The 21,787-nt window shown below is 67.1% G+C and carries 17 protein-coding genes and 1 pseudogene; 9 read left to right on the top strand and 9 right to left on the bottom strand.

Features of this window, described 5'->3' with window-relative positions:
- Positions 1-363 precede the first annotated feature (363 nt).
- Both eccCb and OHB12_RS08420 read right to left on the bottom strand, forming a co-directional pair.
- Positions 364-1,827 carry a type VII secretion protein EccCb gene (eccCb, locus tag OHB12_RS08415; protein WP_327117756.1) on the bottom strand — a complete coding sequence of 488 codons (1,464 nt, stop codon included), beginning with the start codon at positions 1,825-1,827 and terminating at the stop codon, positions 364-366.
- A 711-nt stretch (positions 1,828-2,538) separates the two neighbouring features.
- Entirely contained in the window at positions 2,539-3,447 is a 909-nt protein-coding gene (locus OHB12_RS08420; protein ID WP_327117758.1) for a hypothetical protein, read from the bottom strand.
- A 662-nt stretch (positions 3,448-4,109) separates the two neighbouring features.
- Here OHB12_RS08420 and OHB12_RS08425 point away from each other — a divergent pair.
- From OHB12_RS08425 to OHB12_RS08435, 3 genes are all read left to right on the top strand, one after another.
- The gene (locus OHB12_RS08425) at positions 4,110-4,631 is read left to right on the top strand and encodes an AAA family ATPase (RefSeq protein ID WP_327120949.1); all 522 of its coding nucleotides are present in this window, start codon (positions 4,110-4,112) and stop codon (positions 4,629-4,631) included.
- 234 nt (positions 4,632-4,865) lie between these two features.
- Positions 4,866-5,582, top strand: coding sequence for a metal-dependent hydrolase (locus OHB12_RS08430; protein WP_327117760.1), 717 nt, complete (start codon positions 4,866-4,868; stop codon positions 5,580-5,582).
- 285 nt (positions 5,583-5,867) lie between these two features.
- Positions 5,868-6,866, top strand: coding sequence for an SMP-30/gluconolactonase/LRE family protein (locus OHB12_RS08435; protein WP_327117762.1), 999 nt, complete (start codon positions 5,868-5,870; stop codon positions 6,864-6,866).
- A gap of 152 nt (positions 6,867-7,018) precedes the next feature.
- Here OHB12_RS08435 and OHB12_RS08440 read toward each other — a convergent pair whose 3' ends face one another.
- Positions 7,019-8,110, bottom strand: coding sequence for a hypothetical protein (locus OHB12_RS08440; protein WP_327117764.1), 1,092 nt, complete (start codon positions 8,108-8,110; stop codon positions 7,019-7,021).
- Positions 8,111-8,211: 101 nt separating this feature from the next.
- On the opposite strand from OHB12_RS08440, the gene OHB12_RS08445 reads away from it, so the two are divergent.
- The 5 genes from OHB12_RS08445 to OHB12_RS08465 all read left to right on the top strand — a co-directional run bounded on the left by OHB12_RS08445 (position 8,212) and on the right by OHB12_RS08465 (position 13,757).
- Positions 8,212-9,009 carry a HugZ family pyridoxamine 5'-phosphate oxidase gene (locus OHB12_RS08445; protein WP_327117766.1) on the top strand — a complete coding sequence of 266 codons (798 nt, stop codon included), beginning with the start codon at positions 8,212-8,214 and terminating at the stop codon, positions 9,007-9,009.
- Between the two features lie 87 nt (positions 9,010-9,096).
- The gene (locus OHB12_RS08450; protein WP_327117768.1) at positions 9,097-10,422 is read left to right on the top strand and encodes a family 1 glycosylhydrolase; all 1,326 of its coding nucleotides are present in this window, start codon (positions 9,097-9,099) and stop codon (positions 10,420-10,422) included.
- A gap of 245 nt (positions 10,423-10,667) precedes the next feature.
- Positions 10,668-11,498 (top strand): proteasome subunit beta, encoded by an 831-nt coding sequence (gene prcB, locus OHB12_RS08455; protein WP_327117770.1) that lies wholly within the window; start codon positions 10,668-10,670, stop codon positions 11,496-11,498.
- A gap of 466 nt (positions 11,499-11,964) precedes the next feature.
- Entirely contained in the window at positions 11,965-12,876 is a 912-nt protein-coding gene (locus OHB12_RS08460; protein ID WP_327117772.1) for a hypothetical protein, read from the top strand.
- A 140-nt stretch (positions 12,877-13,016) separates the two neighbouring features.
- Positions 13,017-13,757: a dienelactone hydrolase family protein gene (locus OHB12_RS08465; RefSeq protein ID WP_327117774.1), complete on the top strand. Its 741-nt coding sequence runs from the start codon at positions 13,017-13,019 to the stop codon at positions 13,755-13,757.
- Between the two features lie 21 nt (positions 13,758-13,778).
- Here the strand turns inward: OHB12_RS08465 and OHB12_RS08470 are convergent.
- The 4 genes and pseudogenes from OHB12_RS08470 to aztB form a co-directional block, all read right to left on the bottom strand.
- Positions 13,779-14,279 (bottom strand): annotated as a pseudogene (locus OHB12_RS08470) (LLM class flavin-dependent oxidoreductase); the annotation flags it as partial.
- Positions 14,280-14,571: 292 nt separating this feature from the next.
- Entirely contained in the window at positions 14,572-15,726 is a 1,155-nt protein-coding gene (gene aztD / locus OHB12_RS08475; RefSeq protein ID WP_442799992.1) for a zinc metallochaperone AztD, read from the bottom strand.
- Positions 15,727-15,752: 26 nt separating this feature from the next.
- Positions 15,753-16,670 carry a zinc ABC transporter substrate-binding protein AztC gene (gene aztC, locus OHB12_RS08480; protein WP_327117778.1) on the bottom strand — a complete coding sequence of 306 codons (918 nt, stop codon included), beginning with the start codon at positions 16,668-16,670 and terminating at the stop codon, positions 15,753-15,755.
- Positions 16,667-18,661 carry a zinc ABC transporter permease AztB gene (gene aztB, locus OHB12_RS08485; RefSeq protein ID WP_327117781.1) on the bottom strand — a complete coding sequence of 665 codons (1,995 nt, stop codon included), beginning with the start codon at positions 18,659-18,661 and terminating at the stop codon, positions 16,667-16,669. The genes aztC and aztB overlap by 4 nt, the downstream gene beginning before the upstream one ends.
- A gap of 48 nt (positions 18,662-18,709) precedes the next feature.
- Between aztB and aztA the strand changes: the two genes are divergently transcribed.
- Entirely contained in the window at positions 18,710-19,387 is a 678-nt protein-coding gene (gene aztA, locus OHB12_RS08490) for a zinc ABC transporter ATP-binding protein AztA (RefSeq protein WP_327117783.1), read from the top strand.
- Positions 19,388-19,466: 79 nt separating this feature from the next.
- On the opposite strand, the gene OHB12_RS08495 is transcribed toward aztA, so the two are convergent.
- Together OHB12_RS08495 and OHB12_RS08500 are read right to left on the bottom strand one after the other, a co-directional pair.
- Positions 19,467-20,534, bottom strand: coding sequence for a DUF3179 domain-containing (seleno)protein (locus OHB12_RS08495; RefSeq protein WP_327117785.1), 1,068 nt, complete (start codon positions 20,532-20,534; stop codon positions 19,467-19,469).
- Positions 20,531-21,769, bottom strand: coding sequence for a hypothetical protein (locus tag OHB12_RS08500; protein ID WP_327117787.1), 1,239 nt, complete (start codon positions 21,767-21,769; stop codon positions 20,531-20,533). Before OHB12_RS08500 ends, OHB12_RS08495 begins: the two co-directional genes overlap by 4 nt.
- Between the last annotated feature and the right edge of the window lie 18 nt (positions 21,770-21,787).

Consider the following 21,787-nt stretch of genomic DNA (forward strand, 5'->3'; position numbering starts at 1 on the left):
GATCGAGCGCAGGTCACAGCGGCACTCCGCGGAATAGCCCGGTCGGGAGTGCACGCGAGCACCGCCGCCTGGCATCAACCACAGGTGACGAGCTCGGGCCTCGTCCCGTAGACAGCGGCAAACATCGCGATTCGCACGAACCGCACCGGCTGAGCCAGCACTATTTCGGGCGTGCCCCGACGAAATCCCGGTGCCGTGTTCAGAGAATCAGTGGTTGCGGCCGCGTCGAGTCCGACGCCATGTGTCCGGGCCCGACGGCGAAGCCACCATCTCCCCGACCCGCCTGCGGCGGCTCCCGGCGCCCGAGCTGCTCGACCAGTGGTTCGGGCTCATCCCCGGCCGAGGTAGCAGGAGCCGATGCGGTCACAACGGTGGCAGATAGCTGATCTGGACCATTTCGGTGTCGCGACTGCGCGAGACGAGATGGCCGCGGCCGGGGGGCAGCTTCGAGGACCGGATGCCGCCGAGAATGACGCCCTCGTCCTTCGGCGCGCTCATCAGGAACGAGTCCACCGACATGTCCTTGAGCGGGCCGAGCACCGAGTCGTACAGGGCGCGGCTCGCACCGCCCGCGCGGCGGGCGATGATCACGTGCAACCCGATGTCGCGGGCCTGCGGAAGGAATTCCAGCAGGGCCGTCAGCGGGTTCTGCGACGACACCATGTCGTAGTCGTCGACAACGACGTAGATCTCCGGTCCGGACCACCAGCTACGCTCCCGCACCTGCTGCGGGGTGACGTCGGGTCCTGGAATCCGGTCCTCCAGGGACTCGGCGACTTCCTTCAGCATGGGAGCCGACGTTTGCGACGACGTCGAGTACCCGGCGAGATGGTCACCCTCGATGACGCCGAGCATGGTGCGCCGGTAGTCGATGAGAATCACCCGCGCCTGCTCCGGCGTGGTCCGCTCGACGATGCTCTCGACGATGTTGCGCAACACGGTCGTCTTGCCCGCCTCGATGTCGCCGAAGATCAGCAGATGCGGCTGGGCGTCGAAATCCAGCACGATCGGTTGCAATCCGGACTCACCCAACCCGATCGCGACCCGGGTCGCTCCCAGATCCGCGCCGCCTGCCTCCACCCCCGCGATGACCTGGGCCCGGTCGACCTGCGCGGGCAGCATCCGCACAGCAGGGGCGCGGCAGTCGCCATCGAGCACGGACAACTGTTCCTTGGCCGCGGCCACACCGTCGGCCAGCGTCTCGGGCTCGAGCTGCGAATCCAGGCGCGGCAACGCGATCAGCATGTGCAGGCGATCCGGTGTCAGCCCACGGCCCGGGCGTCCGACGGGCACGTGCACAGCGACGCGGCGGTCCATCTCCGAGTCCGACGGATCGCCGAGCCGCAGCTCCAGCCGGGTTCCGATCTGGTCCTTGACCACCGGACGTATCTCCACCCAGCGGGACGCGCCGAGGATCAGGTGGAGACCGTACGAAAGTCCCTGCGCGGCAATCGCGTTGACGAAGCCCTCCAGGGGTTCGAATTCCTCGCGGAATGCGGCCCACCCGTCGATTACCAGGAAGACATCGCCGAACAGGTCTGCCGACAGCGGATCCGCCGCACGTTCGTCCGCAGTCATCTGCTGCAGACCGCCTTTGCGCTTGCGGAAGTCGGCCATGTTCTCGATGCCCAGCGCCAGGAATTGCTCCTCGCGCTGCCGCAGCAATGTGGTCAGCTCGGCGATGGTGCGGCGTACCCGATCCCCTTCCAGCCGGCCCGCCGTAGAGCCGACGTGTGGCAACCCGTTGAACGCGGCGAGCGAGCCGCCGCCCAAGTCGATGCAATAGAACTGCACCTGCTGGGGAGTGTGTGTGGCGGCTGCGGCCATCCCGGCAGGTGCCGGTTCAGGTTCTTGAAATGGATGCTCGACAACGGCAGATCCGGATACCGCTCCCGCAACTTCTCGACGGTCTGCACCACAGCACGCAGCGGCTCGATCCCGTTTTACGGTGCCGGCCACTGGTTTCCACTTCAGGCTCGTCGGCGTTTTCCGGCAGACCATCCGGTGCATCCGGTGCATCGAACCTGCTTTCAGGCGAGTCGGATTTACCCTGCGCTACCAGCGCATCGTCCTCGTCGCCGTCCTGATCCTCCTCTTCATCGCCGGGTCCCGGAAGCGGGCTGTACAGCCCCGTTGCGGGTCCACCCGGTCCACGAGGTTTGCCATGGGGTTCGGCCGTGGAACGTGCTGAGCATCGGCGCCGAGCAGGCCGTCGCGACGATGGAACTCTTCGCCGTCGAGGTCATGCCGCAGTTGGGAGAGCGAACCGCGCGGCAGGGCTAGGGCGCAGCTCGCAGACCCAGCACCGCAGGTGTCGCCACACCGACCGGCGCGGGTCAGCGTCTGCCGGCAGCTGCTTGGCCTCCTTGGCTGTGGCGTGATCTGTTCCCCTACCTCGAACCGGGAGTCGGCGCGGTCCGAGAACGACGCCGACTCCCGGTTCGAGGGCTGGAACCTGCGATTGACCTACCGTCGAGTGTTCGGCGGCCAATTGCTCAGCCAGTGCAATCACGCCGACCGGCGCGTCGCCGATCCGGATCAGGAAAGAGCGTCCGCCAACTCCGCGTGCAGATCGAACAGGGTGGCAATCTGGTCGGCCGGTCGGCGGCCCATGCCGCACTCGGTGGCGATGCCGAAGTCAGCGAGGGCGGTGCGGGCGGCTTCGATCCGGCGCACTGCGCCGTCGCGACCGTCGGTGGCGTGCACCAGGCCGAGGTAGAGATCGGTTTCGGGCGGCAGGTCGAGATCGGCGAGGGGCTTGAAGTAGTCGGCGTCGGTGCGCGACCGCGGGACCGGCATATGGATCCAATCGACGCGCCTGCCCAGCCCGGAAAGAATGCGGGTCGCGACCGAGACCAGCCGGCCGGTGTCGGCGGGTTCGGCGAAGTGACGGTGGCCGAAGTCGCCATAGCACAGGTGGTATCCGAGTTCGACCGGTTCGGGTACCGAAGCGCCCAACCGGATCAGCCGCTGTGCGACCTGCTCGAGCTGAGTCGGATAGTCGCCGCCGAACCAGGACGGGAACACGCCTTCGAAGATGGCGAACTCGACTGCGGTATCCCATTGCACCGCAAGGTCTTCCGCCGGGATGCCGTCGATGATGCGGGCCAACTCGCTGCGCAGCTGCGCCTCGTACCTACCCTCCAACTCCCCCTGCGGTCCCGCGACGAACGCCCCGATCACCGCGATCGGCGTCGGAAGGCACACCTGAAATCGGGTGCCCTGCGGGATCACGCCTTCCTCCCGCAGCCGCCGGAAGACCCGCCATGACTCCAGGGCGGCGGCGGCATAGCCCAAGGGGCCGAAGTCGATTGATGCCGCGTCGACGCCCGGTTTGGGTTGTACTCGCTCACTCGGCCCATATTCCGGGCTCGGCGGCGGAACGGTCTCCAGGTCCGGGTGTGCCTGCATCTTGGGCAGCTGCCACACCACCCAGTTGTCGCGCACTCCTGTCTCACCATCCGGAATGCGCTTAAGCCGAGAACCTATCCGCTGCGCTGCTTCCGAGAACACCGTCTGCGCATCCGCCAACGGAACGCTGCCGCACAGATGAACTCCGCGACCTCTACCCACCGCAACCTCCCTACACATCGCCTACCGCTTATCGAGCCGAACTGGTCGAAACCGGATTGTTGCCACGCACCGTCCCGCTCGGTGTGAGACCGGGCGACAGTGCGCGGTCGGGTCACAGGCTCGCGATGAGGTCGCGCTACGCGATGCAGCGTAGGCGCGGCCGCGCAATGAAGTTCCCCACATTTGGGAAGTGGCCGAGCGCCCGCTCAGCCCCGGAATGCGGCGATGTTGCGGCGGACGAATTCCGATCGCAGGCACGATGCCGAAGGCCTTGTGCGTGCTCAGATCGACTGCGGAGAACGGAGATTGGGCTCGATCCCGGTAAGCTCTGATCGAGAAGGTCGGCTCTCTCCGGTGGCAGTCCTTCGGCGGCGCGCAGCGCGTGCTCCTGTTCCGGGCCGAGTAGCGGCGCTACCGCTACCGGTCGCTATGCCCTGCCGGGTGGGCACGAATCGACTTGCGCAATAAGGTTTCTGCCTGTCATCGATTCGGCGCGCACCGGAGGTCTCGTCACCATCTGCGACCTGCTCATCCTGATCAACGGACTGCCCGGTTCCGGGAAGTCGACCCTCGCGCCGATCTTGGCACGGGAGCTCGGCGCGCACCTGATCTCGAAGGACATCATCAAGGAGGCGTTGGGTTCCGGGCTCGACAAGGCGTCTGTGATACCGAATCTCGGGGCGATCGCGATGGAGGCAATATGGGCACTGAGTGCCGCGCTACCAGGCGTCGTGGTGGTCGACTCCTGGTGGTTCAAACCGCGTGATTCACGGTTCGCCGCGAACGGAATCAGCACCTCCGGCGCGACACGAGCCGTCGAAGTCTGGTGTGCGGCGCCTCCCGATGTCGCACTGGCGCGATACCGCGGCCGTACCCGCGCCGCGCTGTACCACGATGACGCCCACCTCGCCCACGACTGGAACCGATGGGCGCGACTCGCCGAACCGATCGCCCTCACCCCCGTCGTCTCCGTCGACACCACTGCGCCGGTGGACTGCGCGGACCTCGCCCGGCAGGTCATGGCGGCGGCGACGGTCGTCATCGTTGACGTGCTGTAGCGCGAAATCGACCGTCTCCAGCTCGCGATCTTCCTGAGCGTCTATGCAGTTTTTTGAACCACGCACATTCCGGGTTCCACAACCCCCTCCCCCAGCCTGTAACACGAGGGCAATGCCCAAGGGCACCGGCACCGTTCAGGTCAGCCAGCTAGGTCGGCAAGTTCACCGACTCATCTTCCGACGCCGCACAACGGCATTCGCGGGCCCACACGAGGTTGAACTAATGTTCGACCGGTGCTTGGACATTCACATGCGACAAGTGGCGCGTTGGCCTGGTCGGCGGCGGCCGCGGCGCTGCCGGTTACAGTACTGACGTATCCAGCTCTACAGGATGCGACGGGGCATCTCGGCATCGTCGACCTACTGCTCGGGGTCTTTCTCACCGCCGGAGCAGCACTGCTCCCCGACGCGGACCATCCCAATGGGACGATCGCGCACGCACTCGGTCCGATTACGCACTCCGCATGCAAGCTCATTTCCTGGATCTCGGGCGGCCACCGGCACGCCACACACTCCCTGGCGTTCGTCGCAGCCGTCGCCTACGGCACCTGGGCGGGCGAGCACTGGCTCGGACGATGGTTCACCTTGGGTCTCGTGTTCTTCCTACTGGCGTTGGCCGTCCGCGCACTGCACCTGTGTCCGTCCGGCCATGACTTCAAGGCGTGGGGACCCATCGTCGTCCTGGCTGTCGCGGGAACCTTCGCCATGGACCATTGGATCGCGGACAAGCCGGTATGGCTGCCATTCGCCGTCGGTCTCGGCGCACTGGCCCACCTGATCGGCGACTGCCTCACCGACCATGGATGCCGACTGTTCTGGCCCTTCGACATCCGCGTCAGCTTCCCGATCATCGATCGGACCGGGAACAAGGTCGAAATCTGGATCGTGTCACCGCTGTTCACGCTCGGCACGCTTGCCATTCTCTGGTACACGATCACACACCAGCCCTGACACCACGGCGTCGCCGGACGCGTTGCTCTATCGTCGAACGAGTCGATGACGGATGAACCGGTCCCGCCGGATGCCAGGCAATTCCAGCGACTCTCCAACGTGTCCCTGGGCGGTAAAAAAATGCCTAGATGCGCATATCTACGTAAGGGCATTGTTGTACTGCTAGCCGGCGCCGCCTCCAGCACACCGGGCTCAGCCCAGCGGAGACCACCTGGATCGCAGGCGCCAGCCTTCCCTGGCACTGTTTCCCACGGAACCCCGCACTCCCCCGGCTACCCTGATTCCATGCTCACATCGACAATGCGGCCGCAGCGCTGGACTCCTCCACAGGCTCCGGCTCGCGCACGCCAAAACCGCAGCGTCCCACCCCTTCCCGCAGTGAAGCGATGGGAGCTTCCCGGCAAGGGACCCGAAGATGTGGTGCTCTCCCCCGACCGCAGGTTGATCGCAGGTACGGACAACGGAGCGATTCTCAGCATCGATCCGGCGACCGGCGACGTGCGCGAACTCGCGAACACCGGCGGCCGCCCGCTCGGCCTACACGCCGACGCCGACGGACGCATTCTGATCTGCGATTTCGAGCTAGGGCTCCTGGAGTTGACCCCCGACGGCAGGCTCGCCGTCCTGGTCGACGAGATCGACGGTGAACGACTCCGGTTCGTCAGCAACGTCGTTCGCGATATCGACGGGACGATCTACTTCTCGGCCTCGTCGAGCCGGTACTCGCTCGACGAGTACATGGGCGACATCTTGGAGCATTCCGGGACCGGCCGCCTATTCCGTCGCGACCCTTCGGGCACGGTGGAGACCCTCATCGACGACCTCCAGTTCGCCAACGGCGTCGTCCTCGCACCCGACCGTTCCTGCGTGGTGGTCGCCGAGACCGGGGGCTACCGGGTGACTCGCTATTGGCTGACCGGGCCCGAGGCGGGAACGTGCGATCGGCTGATCGAGAACCTGCCGGGATTCCCGGACAACATGGGCCTCGGCAGCGACGGCCTGATTTGGATCACCCTTCCCTCGCCGCGAAATCCACTGCTGGATCGCCTTCTTCCGCTGCCGGGCATTCTGCGCCGCATCGTTTGGACGCTTCCGGAGTGGATGCAGCCAAAACCGGCCAAAACGGTCTGGGTAATGGCGGTCGATTTCGAGGGCAAGGTCGTGCATGACCTTCAGGTCGAGGGCACCGATTACTCGATGGTGACCGGTGTGGTGGAGCAGGACGGCGTGCTGTATCTGGGCAGTCTCACCGAGTCGGCGGTGGCTGTGTCGCGGGTGCCCTGAGCCGGCGACGACGGCACGGTCTTCGAGGCCCTGACCATCGTGGCTCACGACCGGAGCGCAGTCCTCCGTTCCACCCCGCCCGCGACACCACCGGCGGGCGTCCGCCGAGCAGGACGTAGTCGATTCGCTGCGCACCATGTCCCGTTCGTCGTTCAGAGGAGGTCTTCGGGGTCGGCGTCCGCTTCGAGACGGACGTCGGCGGCGAACTGGGATTCGGGGTCGGCGTCTTCGGTGTGCGCGGCATACAGCAGCTGGCAGCCACGGATGCCGTCGAGAAGGTCTTCCAGGAGGTCGAGGGCGGGGCGCGCGGGGTCGAGGCGGCTGATGCGGAAGCCGGCGAGCATCGCGTCCCGAGTGTCGGCGTCGACGCCGAATTTGTGTGCCTGAGCTTCGATGTCGGCGACCCGCGCGACGAGGCCCCACGGCGCGGGTACGCGCCCTTCGTGCACCGCCATTGCTTCGGCAATGAGGTCGACGACGACGTCGGTCGGGGTCTCTCCGGCGCAGAGCCGTTCGAGGACCAGGGTGGGAGTCTCGACTTGGAGCGCCTCGATGTCGTCGGCTTCCGCGACGACGTCGGTGGTCGGTACGCTCGCGGTCTCCCCCGCCACTTCGGCCGCCGCGTAGAGCCAATGGGCGGCGGCAACGGAGGCGGAGGCGGGATCGAGTTCGGTGAACAGTTCGATGGTGCCGAGCGGGTCGGAACGCAGGAGGGCGTCGGCGGCGTGGACCTGGGCCGGGGACACGTCGGGCCGGGATAATTCGACCGCTTGGCGTGCGCGGCCGGAGAGGTCGCCGCGTTCGGCGGATTCGATGGCCGCCTGCTCGGTGCGGACCTCGGCGAGCACAGTGTCGCGCAGGGTGTCGTCGCCGATCTCGTGGAGGGTGCGTCCAACGCAATGTGCGGATTCGACGACGCCGCTGTAGGAGACGAGCAGTCCTTCTTCGGTGGGCAGGTTGGGGGTGCGCAGGGCGGCTTCGACTTCTTTGAAGTTTCTGCGTTCCTCGGCGCGACGCCACGCCTCGCTGTTGGGGACGTCGGGGTCGCCTGCGGCGCTGGCCGGGTGGGTGTAGGTGCGCCACTGGAACCGCGACAGTGTGGTGAGGTTCGACGCCAGATCGGTGGCCTGGTCGGTGGTCACCCGCGGGGGCAGCGTGGCCACGGACTGGGCGAGGTCGCCTCGTCCGGTTGCCCAGGTGGCGACGAGGGCGGTGCGGTCGGCATCGAATGCATATCGGGTCACCCGGCAAGTCTGCTCGATCTGTGGCGGATGCGCGCGGCCAAGCGGGTCGGCCCCGCGGCGACGTGCGACGTTTCGCGGGGGCATGCTGGGAAGATGAGGGTATGACTCTCGATCACGGTGATCCCGGCGACGCACCCTCGGTTCCACGGCCGCTCGCGCCGCTGCTGAATCCGGCTCGCCCCTCGGCGGCCGAGGAGGCGAGAACCGTTGCGGCGGCGACGAATACCGCGACGTTGGCCAGTCTTGCCGAGGACGGGTCGCCGTGGGCGTCGTTGGTGACCTATGGGTTGTCGGACGGGCAGCCGGTGCTCTGTGTGTCGCGGCTGGCCGAGCATGGCCGCAATTTGGCCGGCGATCCGCGGGCGAGTCTGGCGATCGTGGCGCCGAATCCGCCGGCGGACCCGCTGGCGGGCACGAGGATCACGCTGTCAGGTGTGGTGGAGCGTCCGGTCGGGGTGGAAGCGGTAGCCGCGCGGGAGGCGCATCTCGCGGCGGTTCCGGCGGCGAGGACGTATATCGATTACAGCGATTTCTCGGTGTGGGTGTTGCGGGTGCGGCGAGTGCGGTGGGTCGGCGGTTACGGACGGATGGATTCGGCGAGCGCCGAGCACTATGCGGCGGCCGAGCCGGACCCGGTGGCGCCGGTGGCGGCGCCTGCCATCGCGCATCTGAACGACGACCATGCCGACGCGTTGCTCGAGATAGCGCGGGCGTTGGGCGGCTATCCCGATTCGACCGAGGCGAGTTGCGAGCGTGCCGACCGCTACGGGTTGGATCTTCGGGTGGTGACGCCGCGTGGGGTGGCGCGCACGAGAGTCGGTTATGCGGCGCCGATCGGTTCGATCGGGCAGTTGCGGGAGGCGACTGTGGAGTTGGCGCGGCGATCGCGGCCGGAGTGAGTGGTCGCGGAACCGTGACGATACTGCGATCGGCGACACGGCTGGTTCCACACCAGGGCTCAGCAATCTGACAGTTACGCTACGGCGATGCATACACGCAGACGCCGACGAGGGTGGGCCGCGCTGTCCGCCGCGGCGGCCGTGTTCGCGGTGTCCGGCGTTTCCTCTGCTCAGCCACCCGGGCATGTGCCGGAGCTCGGTGCGGATTTCCTGTGGGGTGTGTCAGCGTCCGGGTTCCAGTCCGAAGGGCATGCGCCGGACAGCAACTGGCGGCGCTATATCGCCTCGGGTGAGACGGCGGACCCGTACCACGATTCGGTGGACTTCACCCGCCGCTACATCACCGACATCGGTCTGGCGGAGCGGCTGGGGGTGAAGGTCTACCGGGTGGGTATCGAGTGGGCGCGGGTGCAGCCGGCGCCCGGTACCTGGGACGAGGCGGCATTCGGTTTCTATGACAACGTGATCGCCCGGATCGTCGCGGCCGGAATGCGGCCGATGCTGACATTGGATCACTGGGTGTATCCAGGGTGGGCGCTGGAACGTGGCGGGTGGCGCAACCAGGGGATGGTCGAGGACTGGTTGGCGAACATGCGCAAGGTGGTGGACCGTTACGCCTCGCGCAATCCGTTGTGGGTGACGTTCAACGAACCGGCGGCGTACGTCGGCACCGAATTGCGCACCGGCGGGATCAGCGTCGAGGAGGCGCCGGTGATGCTGGATCGGATCGCGCAGGCGCACAACGAGATCTACGATGCCATCCACCGGTGCCAGCCGGACGCACAGGTGACCAGCAATCTGGGTTATGTGGCCGGTGCGGAGACCGAGGTGAATCAGCCGATCGTCGATCGGATCGCGGCGAAGTTGGATTTCATCGGCGTCGATTACTATTTCGCTCGGCTGCCGGAGACCGGGGCGTCGGCGCAGGGTGGCGCCGAGGGCGGTCCGCCGCTCTGGGAGTTGCCGGTGCATCCGGAGGGTATCTACCACGCATTGCGGCATTACGCGCGTCAGTTCCCTGATCGACCGCTGTATGTGGTGGAGAACGGCATACCGACGGAGAACGGGCAGGCTCGCTCGGACGGTTACAGCCGTGCCGACCATCTGCGGGACACCGTGTACTGGCTGCAACGCGCGACGGCCGACGGCATGAACGTGATCGGCTACAACTACTGGAGTCTCACCGACAACTACGAGTGGGGCTCCTACGCACCGCGATTCGGTCTCTACACGGTCGATGTGCTGACCGATCCGACGCTGGCTCGCCGCCCGACGGACGCGGTCGACGCGTATACCCGGCTTATCCGTGCGGGTGGGGTCGACCCGGCTTATCGGCCGACCCGCGCCCCGGTTCCCTGCCTGGAGATCGACGCGCCGGAAGCGTGCCCCGAGGACGGATCCGCCGAGGAGTGAATGGGTTTCGACCTCGTTTGCGGCACGCGCGCTCCGGCTCGGGGCGACGCACCCTGGCTCAGTGCTGGACGGTTGTTGTCGAGTCGGTCCGCGTACGGACCGAATGTGGCGAATGGAGTTCGCGGTGACTCCGGAGGTGCGGCGACGGCCGACCTGGTGAGGGATGTGCGTGGCTGCGGTAACGTCGGCTGAGAGCCACGTGTCGCGTTCGCGGGTGGTGCACGGTCCACCCGGAAAGGTGATCAATGAGGTCCGACAGCCGCCTTCCGCTTGCCATGGACTACACGACAGCGTCCTTCTCGGAGTACTTGCGCCAGTACGCACCCGAGTTACTGCCCGACAACAGTGTCGACGGTGTAGGCATCGACGGTGCGGACATCGCTCCGCATGGGACGACGATCGTGGCGGTCGGTTATCGCGGTGGTGTGGTGCTCGCCGGTGACCGTAGGGGAACTATGGCGCATCTGCTGTCGACCCGCGATATGGAGAAGGTTTTCATCACCGACACCTACTCGGCGGCAGGTTTCGCGGGCACGGTGGGTATGGCGCTGGAGATGATCCGGTTGTTCGCGGTCGAGCTCGAGCACTACGAGAAGATCGAGGGTGCGGCGCTGACGTTCGATGGCAAGGCCAACAAGCTGTCGAAGATGGTGCGGGACAACCTCCCGGCCGCCCTGCAGGACATGGCGGTGGTCCCGGTTCTGGCCGGCTACGACCTGGACGCCACCGATCCCGAGAAGGCTGCGCGGATCGTGTCTTTCGACGTGGTGGGTGGCTATCACGAGGAGCGGTTCGGCTATACGGCGGTCGGTTCGGGTTCGCTGTTCGCGAAGTCGGCGCTGAAGAAGACCTACCGTCGTGATATCGATGAGCAGGGAGCGTTGCGGATTGCCGTTGAGGCGCTGTTCGACGCGGCCGACGACGACACAGCCACGGGCGGTCCCGATCTGCTGCGTGATATCTATCCGACTGCGGTGACGGTCGACGCCGAGGGCGCCGTCGAGGTCGGCAGCGACCGTCTCGCGGAGATCGCCCGTGCGATCGTCGACGACCGTGTCGCCTTGAAATCCGAATGACGCAATCCAGAAGCTGGTCAAGCGCCCAAGATTGATGTGCGCTACCGCGGGGGCGCCATATACCCGATGGCTGATGTGATCGAACTCGCAAGTTGATTTGTTAAGCGTGTCACATGAATTGCGCTGCGCGGCAAATCGACGCCGCTGCGACGCATTGCGATCCGGAGGGGACACCATCGAGGGGAAAGACAAAAGCCAAGATCAGCGCCACCGGCGAAAAGTTACCGGCCGGTTGGGTCACAGCGACGGTTCGCGGCGCCGGGACCGGCGACAACGCATGGGACATCGATCACGCTTGATCCGCTCTGCCTGGGCACATACCGTTGAGTCCGTCGATGGTCGAAGTCGCCCATTCGAATTCCACATCATCGAATAGCTGCGTAAACAACCTCCGGGCAATTAGTCCATCTCGACGTTATTGCTCGGGTGGCTGAATAATTCACGCAGCACCGCAGAAACTGGAGCAATGGCCCACAAAACCCCCTGGCAAGTGAACGATGCGCGATCCCGTCGGAACCAGGATTCCGACCGCCTGACACCCGGCGCGCCGCCACGCGAGGTGGATCGTGGATCGAATTGGGGCTATCTGTTTGCCGCGGTCGGCAGCGTGGTCACCTTCATCCTCTTGTTCCAGCCGTGGCTTACGGCGTCCGGTTCGGGCGGCCAGGTCAGCGCCGACGCCTTCGGTCGGGTGAACGGGGTCACCAGCAGTGGCGTCGACGACTCGGCCAGCTACGGCGACTGGGGGGTGTCCAGCTTCGGCAACATGGAAATCACCGGCGTCTGGGGCTTGCTGGCGAGCGGCGCCATGGTGACAACCGTGTTCGCGGTGATAGCGCACCGCAGGCTGCGCACCGAGGTGCTCTCCTTTCTGATCATCGGCTCCAGTGCCGCCGTGGCGCTTCTGGTCCTCATCATCTTGATGTACCTCGACGCCAAAGGGCCCGAACTGCGCAGCCTGACCGTCCAGCAAGAAGGGTTCGGCTCGATAATGGACAGGCTCTTGGGCGCGTCGACGGCTTCGGATACCGATTCGCGTCGCATCGCCAGCGCAGGCTTGACTCCCGCGGCGTTGATCGGCGGCTTGACGGCTTGCGGCACTGCGGTAGCCGCGCTCGCTCAGGGCACCCGCCGGTACGCGGCCAACCTGCTGTGGCGCGTCGCCGAACCACAGCCGACGACGCAGCCCGAGGCCGCGGTTGACGCACACCCCGAGCAGACGCCGTCGGAACCGGAGAGCGGCCAACCGCTGTGGGAGGAGCTGATCTTCGACGACGATGTGGTTGCCAACGTCACCTGGGTGCGGAATCCGTTGGCCTCGCCGCTGCACGAGACACCTGAACGCTCGGCCGCGCGCACCCCGATGCTCATCGGTTAGCCGTGTGATGGGCGCCGCCACGTGACCGTGGCGGCGCCCTCGACGCCGCACAGGCACCGGCTTACGCTCTCAGCAATATCCGTGGCCCCTGGAGCTGTCGATCGATAGCGTGCTCGCATCCACTGAGTTCGGAGGAGCGCATGCATCGTAGCCAGGTCCAGATCCCGATGCCGGACGGCACGTGTTCGGCGAGCCTGCATACACCGCCGAGCACCGGCAGCGTGCCGGCGGTGCTCCTGTTCCCAGACGCCGCCGGAGTGCGGGAGGTCTTCGCCGTGATGGCGGATCGGCTCGCCGGTCTCGGCTATGCCGTGCTGCTCCCGGACATGTACTACCGAAACCCTTACGCTCCCTTCGATATCGGCTCGGTGTGCGACGATCCCGCCGAGCGGGCTCGCCTGAGCGCGCTGGCCGCGAGCCTGACCCCGGCGATGTCCGTGCGCGACACCGGCGCCTACCTCGATTTCCTCACCGACCGCCCGGAGGTCGCCGGATCCAGGGTGGGCACCACCGGCTACTGCATGGGTGGCCGGTTGTCGCTGGGCGCGGCGGGCCACTATCCGGATCGGGTCGCGGCCGCAGCGTCGTTCCACGGCGGCAACCTCGCGGTGGCCGACGATTCGCACAGTCCCCATCTGCTCGCCGACCGGATCAGCGCGCACGTGCTCGTCGCCGCGGCCACCGAAGACCGCGCATTTCCCGCCGAACAGCACGAGCGATTGCGGGCGGCGTTCGACAGCGCCGGTGTGCGGCACACAATCGAAACCTATTCCGCCGCACACGGATTCGCCGTCGCAGACAATCCCACCTACGATTCCGACGCCGACCGCCGCCACTGGACCGCTTTGACGGACCTCTACGCTGCCGAGCTGCACGCCTGAGCGCTGATGTAAGTCTTGTGCGTTGATCAACGCGCCCGGCTGCCAGCTGTCGAACAAGGCGTCGACGACCTCGATCGACTCGGTCGCCCGCGCGTAACGCTGCTCGGGGCTCGGCAGTTCCTGGTCGCCGTAGTTCTCCTCGCCCACCGACGAGGTCACCGCGTTCCAGGCCGCGCGTCCGTTGCTGATGTGGTCGAGCGTGCCGAACAGTCGCGCGAGGTTGTAGGGGTGATGGAAGGTGGTGGTCACCGTCGCGATCAGCCCGATACGGGAGGTCACCGCGCTCAGCGCGGGCAGGAGGATCCGCGGCTCCTGCGCGCCGATCGCGCCCTGCGCGCCGAAGCTCAGCAAGTCGGCCGCGAACAGGGCGTCGAATTTGTTTTCCTCGGCAATCTTCGCGACCTCGATCGCGGACGCCACGGTGGACGCGTAGGGATCGATCGCGGCCGCGTACACACTGACCGCACCGCTGACGCCCGTGACGGTCTTCAGCGGTCGGCGGCGCACGCCAACATTGCCCATGGAACTGACGCTATCCGCGCCTGCCCCTGCGCTCACGGGTTGCGATCAGCGTGATCCTTTCCGGCCGAGCCGGATCGGGACACCCGAAGCTTCGCCGAATTCACCCTTTGTCAGAAGTGTCCCGCTTCGCACCAGCACCCAGCAGGGCTGAGAGCGCCGAGCCAGGGGTGAACGGTGTACCGTCTTCGGCGCCGTGGACAGCCTGGTCGAGATGCCCGAGCCGGGCTACGTCACGACCGTGGTGGCGGCAAGGCCCGCGGCAGCCTGGACCGCGGACGTCGCGGTTCGTTCGTCAATGGCCGACGATGCCACTGATCTCGTTCGGCGCCGAAGGCAACGTGGTCGTCGCCGTGACGGCGTCGGTGGTGAGGTCGACTCGCAGCACCCTTTTCGTCGCCGGGTCGGACACATAGGCGATGGTGCCGCGGGCGAAGAGAGCTGGGCGCGGCTGCTGCCACTGCAGCGGTTCCTGCCACGAGTCGGTGACCGGTATCGTGCGCGTCACGGTGCCCGCGACCGGGTCGATGACGTGAATACGGCCGTCGGTGCCGAGGACGAGAGCCTCGCCCTGCGGGCCGCGGGCCAGCGAGCGGAAAGTGTAGCTTGTGCCGATGCCGACAAGACGCAAGGTCCCCGTGGCGGTGTCGATCAGCGAAATCTGCTGTGGCCGTTCGAGTTCCGCATCCGGGTCTTGCTTGTAGTCGCCGAGCACGATCGGCGATGCCTCGCTTCCGGACTGGTTGCCGATACGGCCATAGGGGGTCGGGCTCGTCACCTTCGTGATCACACCATTGCGGTAGACCAGCGCACCGGTCTGGCAGCCGATCACGACGACCTCGTCCTTCGCGGTGGCTTCGCCGTGCGCGCCCTCGCAGTCGTCGTTACGGGCGATCTCCTTGCGATCGCGGTCGAGGACGGCGATGCCGACACGCTTCTCCTCGGTACCCAGAGTGACGACCAGTTGACCGTTGGCCAGTTCGATCGCGACTCCGTGGTGTGGCGCGGCCGAGCGATACATCTCCGTCCGCGGCTTGCCTCCGTCGAGTTGGGCGGGGTCGAAGACGGTGACCTCGCCAGTGCCGTCGGCGAACAGCACCGTGCGCCCGGCGTGCCGCACGACGTGACCGGGCTTCGCTGCGGGGAACGCGATACCGGTGAATTCGGCGTGCGCGGCGTCGAAGACGCGGAACCCGTCCTTGGTGGACACCATCAGGTGCTGATCGTCGCCCACGGGATTGAGCCGGTTGAAGCCGTCGAGCCGCACCTCACCGCGCCGTTCCAGCGACGTTCCATCTAGGACGTAGATGCCGCCGTCGTAGGTGAGGGCGATCGGTTCGCCGATCGGCGGGTGCGCGGAATCGTCCGAACCGCAGCCGCTCAGCGCGACTGTCGCGGCGATCAAACCGGACATGGCCACACTCATGGTGGTTCGTGACCGACTAGGCATGTGCTGCTCCATTTCTCGTACGATTCCTAGGCCGCGGGCCCGGTGAGTCCGCGGACGATGGCGGCGGTGTTGGCGCGCATCATGTCCAGGTAGCTGTCCGCGCCGCCGCCCGGCCGGGTGAGCGATTCGCTGTGCAGCGCGATCACCTGAACGTGTACGCCGACCTGGTCGGCCAGGACGCGGGCCAGTCGGTCGGGCTGGGAGGAGTCGGCGAAGATCGCGCCGACTCCCGCGGTGCGGACCGCGCCGGCGAGCGCGCCGAGATCCGACGGACTGGGCGAGGCGAGCGTCGTACCGCTGGGGATCACCGCCCCGATCACCTGGAAACCGAAACGCTGTGCCAGGTAACCGAAAACGTGATGGTTGGTCACCAGCTGCCGCCGTTCGGGTGGTATCACGGCGAACTGTTCGGCCATCCACCGGTCGAGCTCGTCGATCTCGGCGAGATAGCGGTCAGTGTTCGCTCGCACCGTGTCGGCGTCGATGCCGCGTACATGGTCGAGGACGTGTGCGCTGATCACCTCGACGGCGCGGTGCACGCGATGTGGATCGGTCCAGAAATGCGGGTCGGCCCGACCGGCCGACTCGTCGGCCACGTAGCTGATCGGATCGATGTGATCGGCCACCGCCAACGCGGGTACTCCCGCAGAGCGGGCCGCGGCCACGTTGCGTGCCACACCCTCCTCGAGGCCGAGTCCGTTGTGCACGACCAGGCCCGCACGTTCGAGTTCAGCTGCCTGCCTGGCCGAGATCGCGAAGGAGTGCGGATCAGTGTCGGGGGCCATCAGCACCGTCACGTCGGCCGCGTCACCGACGACGGCGCGGGTCAGGTCGCCGAGGATGTTGGTGGTGACGACGATTCCGCTGCGGTCGGCCGTGCTACCGCAGGCCGTCGGCGCCGCGAGTAGCAGGCAGGCGACCAGGACGCGGATCAGTATCGTCATCGGCCGGTCTCCACCATCAGTGTCGGGGCGATGTCCAAGGGGAAGGTGCGGGCCGAGCGAAGGTTGTCGTTGTAGGCGATTTCGTGCACGGTGCGGCCCGCCGGGTCGTTCACGTAGGCGCGGTTGGCATCGACCTCGATCACCGGCGGCGGCGTCCCGTCGACCACCGGCGCGGCGAGCAGCGCAACTTGCGCGGCCTGCCCCCCGGTTCCGACATCGAGGGCGTGCAAGACGCCGTCGCGGGTCAGCACCAGCAGTGCGGAGCCCTCGCCTGCGGTGTTCACCGCGACGGCGTCCGCGATCGGCACCCGAGTCCAGGTCTTCTTCCTGATGTCCAGCACCCAGACGCCGTCGCTCCCGGCAAGGGCGGTCAGGGTGGTGCTGCCCGGGCGATGGGTGAATTCGGCGACGCGGCCGGCCATTCCGTGCGGGTACGGGATCTTCTCGGTACCGAATCCTCCGTCGCGCCGCGCGAGCACCAACGCGCCGTCGACGCAACCGATCACGAGTCCGCGCCGTGTCACCGCGTGGCCGCGGGGGTCCAGGCAGGGCTCGGTGGCGGTCGCCGCGACCGCTCCATCTCGGGTCCGCACCTCGACTCGGTCGGCGGTGGCGACGACGAGGTGCTCGGCGAAGGGCACAGCGGCACCGCGGTCGACGCGACCGCGGTCGGTGATCGAACCGGCATCGAGCGCGCCGCGGTCGAGCAGAATCGTCCCGCCGTTGTCGAAGCCGACGGCCGCGACCATCGGATCGCTCTGCGCGTCAGCCACTTCCGCGCCGGGCACGGCGCCGACGGTGCGGAGCTGTGCGCGGTAGTAGTGGACATGGTCCCCGTGGTCGACCATCCATGCGCCGCTGTCGACGACTCGCACCGAGTCCGCTGCGCCAAGGTAGGCGAACCGACCGTCACCGGCGATGCGGCGTACGCCCTCGACCCGGTCGGCCGGCAGGACCCCTTCGGTGATGAGGTCGATGACCCGGACCGCGCCGGTGCTCCCGTCCGCCACCACCAGACGTGTCTGCGGCTCGGCCATTTCCTCCGCGCCCGTGACATAGCCGTGTGTCGTCTCCTCGGTGACTGAAGCGTCCCCGCCGCCCGCGCCGCAGCCCACCAATGGCAGAGCGGCGAGAACGACCATCAGCATCGCCCCCGCTCCTCCTCTGACCGACCGGACCCGATCTCGTAGCGCGAAGGCCATTGCGGACACGAAGAACGTCCCCACCGCGACGGCAGCGATCGTGGCCCCGGCAGCGATGTCCGCATGCCATGAAATCCACAGTCCCGCAATGGTGGACAGCGATCCCAGCGCGGCGGCGGCGAGCATGATCACCGGGATGCGGCTCGACCAGTACATCGCCGCCGCGGGCGGGGCGATCAGCAACCCGAAGACGAGCAGGGTGCCGACTATGTGGAACGACGCGACGATCGCCAGCGTCACCAGACCGACCAGCACTGCGTGCGCCGCCCTGGGGCGCAGCCCGAGCGTGTGCGCCTTGCGTGGGTCGAAGGTGAGCGCGACAAAGGCCCGATGGCCGAGGACGGCCACCGCCGCCGCGACCACGAGCGCAGCGGCCAGATAGCCGAGGTCGCGTTCCCGCACAGCCAGCACGTCGCCGAACAGGAGGCCGGTCAGGTCGACCGCGAACGACTGGGAGCGCGAAACGATGATCACACCCGTCGCAAGCATCCCGACGAACAGAAGTCCGATCGCGGTGTCGGGCGCGAACCGTCTATTGCGTCCGAGGATCGAGACACCGAACGCCATTGCCGCGCAGCTGATCGCCGCACCCAACAGCAGGTTGCCGCCGAGCAACGAGGCCACCGCGACCCCTGGCAGCATGCCGTTGGCCATCGCATCGCCGAGAAAGGCCATGCCGCGCACCACCACCCACGTTCCGGCCAGTGCGCACACGCAGGACACCAGCAGCCCGCCCCACATCGCTCGTTGCACGAAAGCCACCTCGAACGGGGCGAACAGCCACTCCATAGCGCAGCACACTATAGTGATAACGATTATCGTTTCAATTGAGGTGACATGCGACACACTACGGTGCACGCGATCCGCGTCCAGCGGGTCCACGCCGGATACCACGGACGGCCGGTCCTCTACGACGTGACCGCGTCGATTCCGCGCGGACGGATCACAGCGCTGGTCGGACCCAACGGATCGGGAAAGTCGACGCTGCTGGGCGTACTGGCGGGCGTCGTGCCGCCGGAGCAGGGCGCGGTGCACCGTACGACCGCGCACCGTCCCGCAATCGTGGTGCAGCACACCGCGATTCCCGCGACGCTACCGTTGACGGTCCGCGACACGGTCGCGATGGGCCGGTGGGCACATCGCGGCCCGTGGCGGCGGCTGTCCAGCGAGGACCACGCCATCGTGCATCGCTGTCTGGAACGCATGGCCGTCGGCGATCTCGCGCCGCGCCGCCTCGACACCCTCTCTGGCGGTCAGCGCCAGCGCGTGTTACTCGCCCAGGCGCTGGCCCAGGAATCCGACGTGCTACTGCTCGACGAACCTGCCGCCGGCCTAGATTCGGAGTCACACCAGGAGATTTCGCGCGTCCTCACCGAGCTCGGCGACCAGGGTGTCACCATCGTCCAAGCCACCCACGATCACGAGGAAGCACGGCGTGCCGACCACTGCCTCGTCCTGCGCGATGGGCAGGTCCGGGCCGAGGGGCCCCCGGCAACGGCGCTGTCCGACCGGTGACCGCGCTGACGCGAGCCCACTGCCACACGGTTCTCAGTGGTCGCGGGCGACGGGAGCCGGGGCGATTCCACCGGGTGCATCATCCGATGATGTCGGCACCGGGGTGAGCGAGGCTCCATTCAGACCATTTCGAGAGATAGCCGTCCGGGGCTTGGGACAGCTGACGACCCAGATGCGGACCGCTGTGACAGGCGCCGAGATGATCCCAGGTGCCGCCGAGATGGTCGATGAGGCTGCCGGCGCGGAACTCGACGGCAGCCTCGTCCAGCTCGCGTTCGAAGACCAGCCCACGGAAGTCGCCCGCCAGGGTGAACAGCAACGGTCGCTTAGCGAGTTCAGTCTGCAGGACGCCGCCGTGCGAACGCAGTGCGGCCACCGGTATCGCGATCGCGGCGCCCGTGGCCGCGTCACCGGCGCCCAAGACCAGCTCCGCCGGCGGCAGTCGATGATCGATGAGTGCGGGACTGTGCAGGCGCACCTCGCGCAGACTGGTGTGGGCGGCGTCGGGATCGAGCACCCCGGGCAGGTGCGCCACATGCGGACGGATGCGCATCTCGTCACCGGCCAGCGCCACGGTCGTCGCAGGGAAGTCGCGCGACCAGGAACCCCAGTGGTCGATGAAGGCCGGGAGCCGGCGCAGCTGCGCGCCCGCGAGCGGTCCGCTGTGCGCGCGGCCGGTGAACGGATGCCAGCGGCTGTGCGTTTCGACATCCGCGATGGTGAAGGTGCCGAGCGCCCGGTACGGGCTGTTGGCTGTTCGCTCCACCAGGCTGAATACCAGTGGCTGCGCGCTGTCGCTGTCGGGGATCGGAACGAACGCCGATGTCGCACTGCATGCCTCGCACAGGCTCAACACGACCGGGGTGCTGGGAAACCACGGATAGCCCGGTTCACCGGTGCCGGTCATCGCCTCGGTCCACAGGTAGCCTTCAGGCTCCTCGGACAGCAGAAACGTATCGTTGACCAGGTGGTGGTTGGCGAGGATCCACCACGGATAGGCTCGCGCCTGCGCACCGACGAGCACGCCGACCACCGGATCGTCGTCACGCATGTGACCCGCGTGGTTCGCATCGACGACCGGCGGGTTGTTCAGCGGCAGGAACCACGGCCGCTTCCGCGCCGGGGAGAAGCCGTCGGCGCGGCTCATCGGAAATCGCCGCCTTCGTTCCTGCCGAGGAAGGCGAACAGTTCTTCCTTGTCGATGATCGGCTCATTGCGCTCGTAGGCAACGGATTTGACCCAGCGCAACGCCGAGTCGAGTTCACCATCGGTGAGGACGATGCCGTGTTGTGCGACCACCGCCTGCAACACCCTTTTGCTGGCCAGCTGAGTGATCTCGATCCGCGGCTCTACTCCCAGCACGGCCATCGGATCGAAGGGACGGAACACACCTCGATCCAGGAATGGTGTGCCGGTGGAGATCGAATTCACGCCGGTGCCGCAGATGGGGTCGGTAACCTTCAGCGGCACCCCGGTGATGCGACTGACACTCGCAGCGATCGGCACGACCCGGTGCAGATCGGGAGGCTGCTCCCACAGGTCGACGGGCTCCCCCACCGCGCTCTTCACGGAACAGACGACGCCGGAGAGTGCGACGATCACTTGTTCGGTCGCCGCGAGCCCGTTCCGCTCGCCCAAACCCATCCAGGAGGACGCGACCACACGGACGCCCTGCGCCACCGATTCCATGATGTTGGCCAGCGCAAAGCCGAGATCGTTGTGCAGATGGACCCCCACCACCGCGTCCGCGATGCTGGGATCCGCGCACAGCCGTTCCACGAAATCTCTGGTCTGCCGCGGAAAGAAACGCCCGGCGGTATCGCACACCTTGACGATCGATGCTCCCGCCGCATCGAGCGCGGCAACGACGTCCGCGACGTACTGGGGTTCGTTGGCGTCCGCGCCGGACAGTGCCACGTCGATCGGGATACCGCCACAAGTGTCGAGGGCGTAGGCGAGGCAGTCGAGACCGCGCTGGAGTGCCTGCGCCCGCGACGCCATGCCCAGCGCGTGCGCCAGCGCCTCGGACGCGGGGATCCAGAAGGTGATCCGGGGGTGTGCGGCGTCGCGCAGCGCGGTCCGTCCGAGGTCGATATCGTGCCGCGTGGCTCGGCCGTGCGAGGCGAGCGAGCAATTGTCGACACTCTCGGCGAGCACCCGCATGGCCTGCACCTCTTCGGGGCCGATCGCGGGGAAACCTGCGGCGAAGATCACCTGGCTCGGCCCTTCGGAGCCGAAGATGCCGCCGGTCTCACAGGCGATGAGCGCGCGTTCGGACCCTCTCATGATGGTCTTCGCCTGCGCTCCGTCGCGCGCGCACTCCTCCCAGATCACAAGTCTGCCACGGGATGCGGCCTGTTTCGGCCGGTCGTGTGCGCCCATGGGACGTCCTCTCCGATG

The sequence above is a fragment of the Nocardia sp. NBC_01730 genome (assembly GCF_035920445.1).
Taxonomy (GTDB): Bacteria; Actinomycetota; Actinomycetes; order Mycobacteriales; family Mycobacteriaceae; genus Nocardia.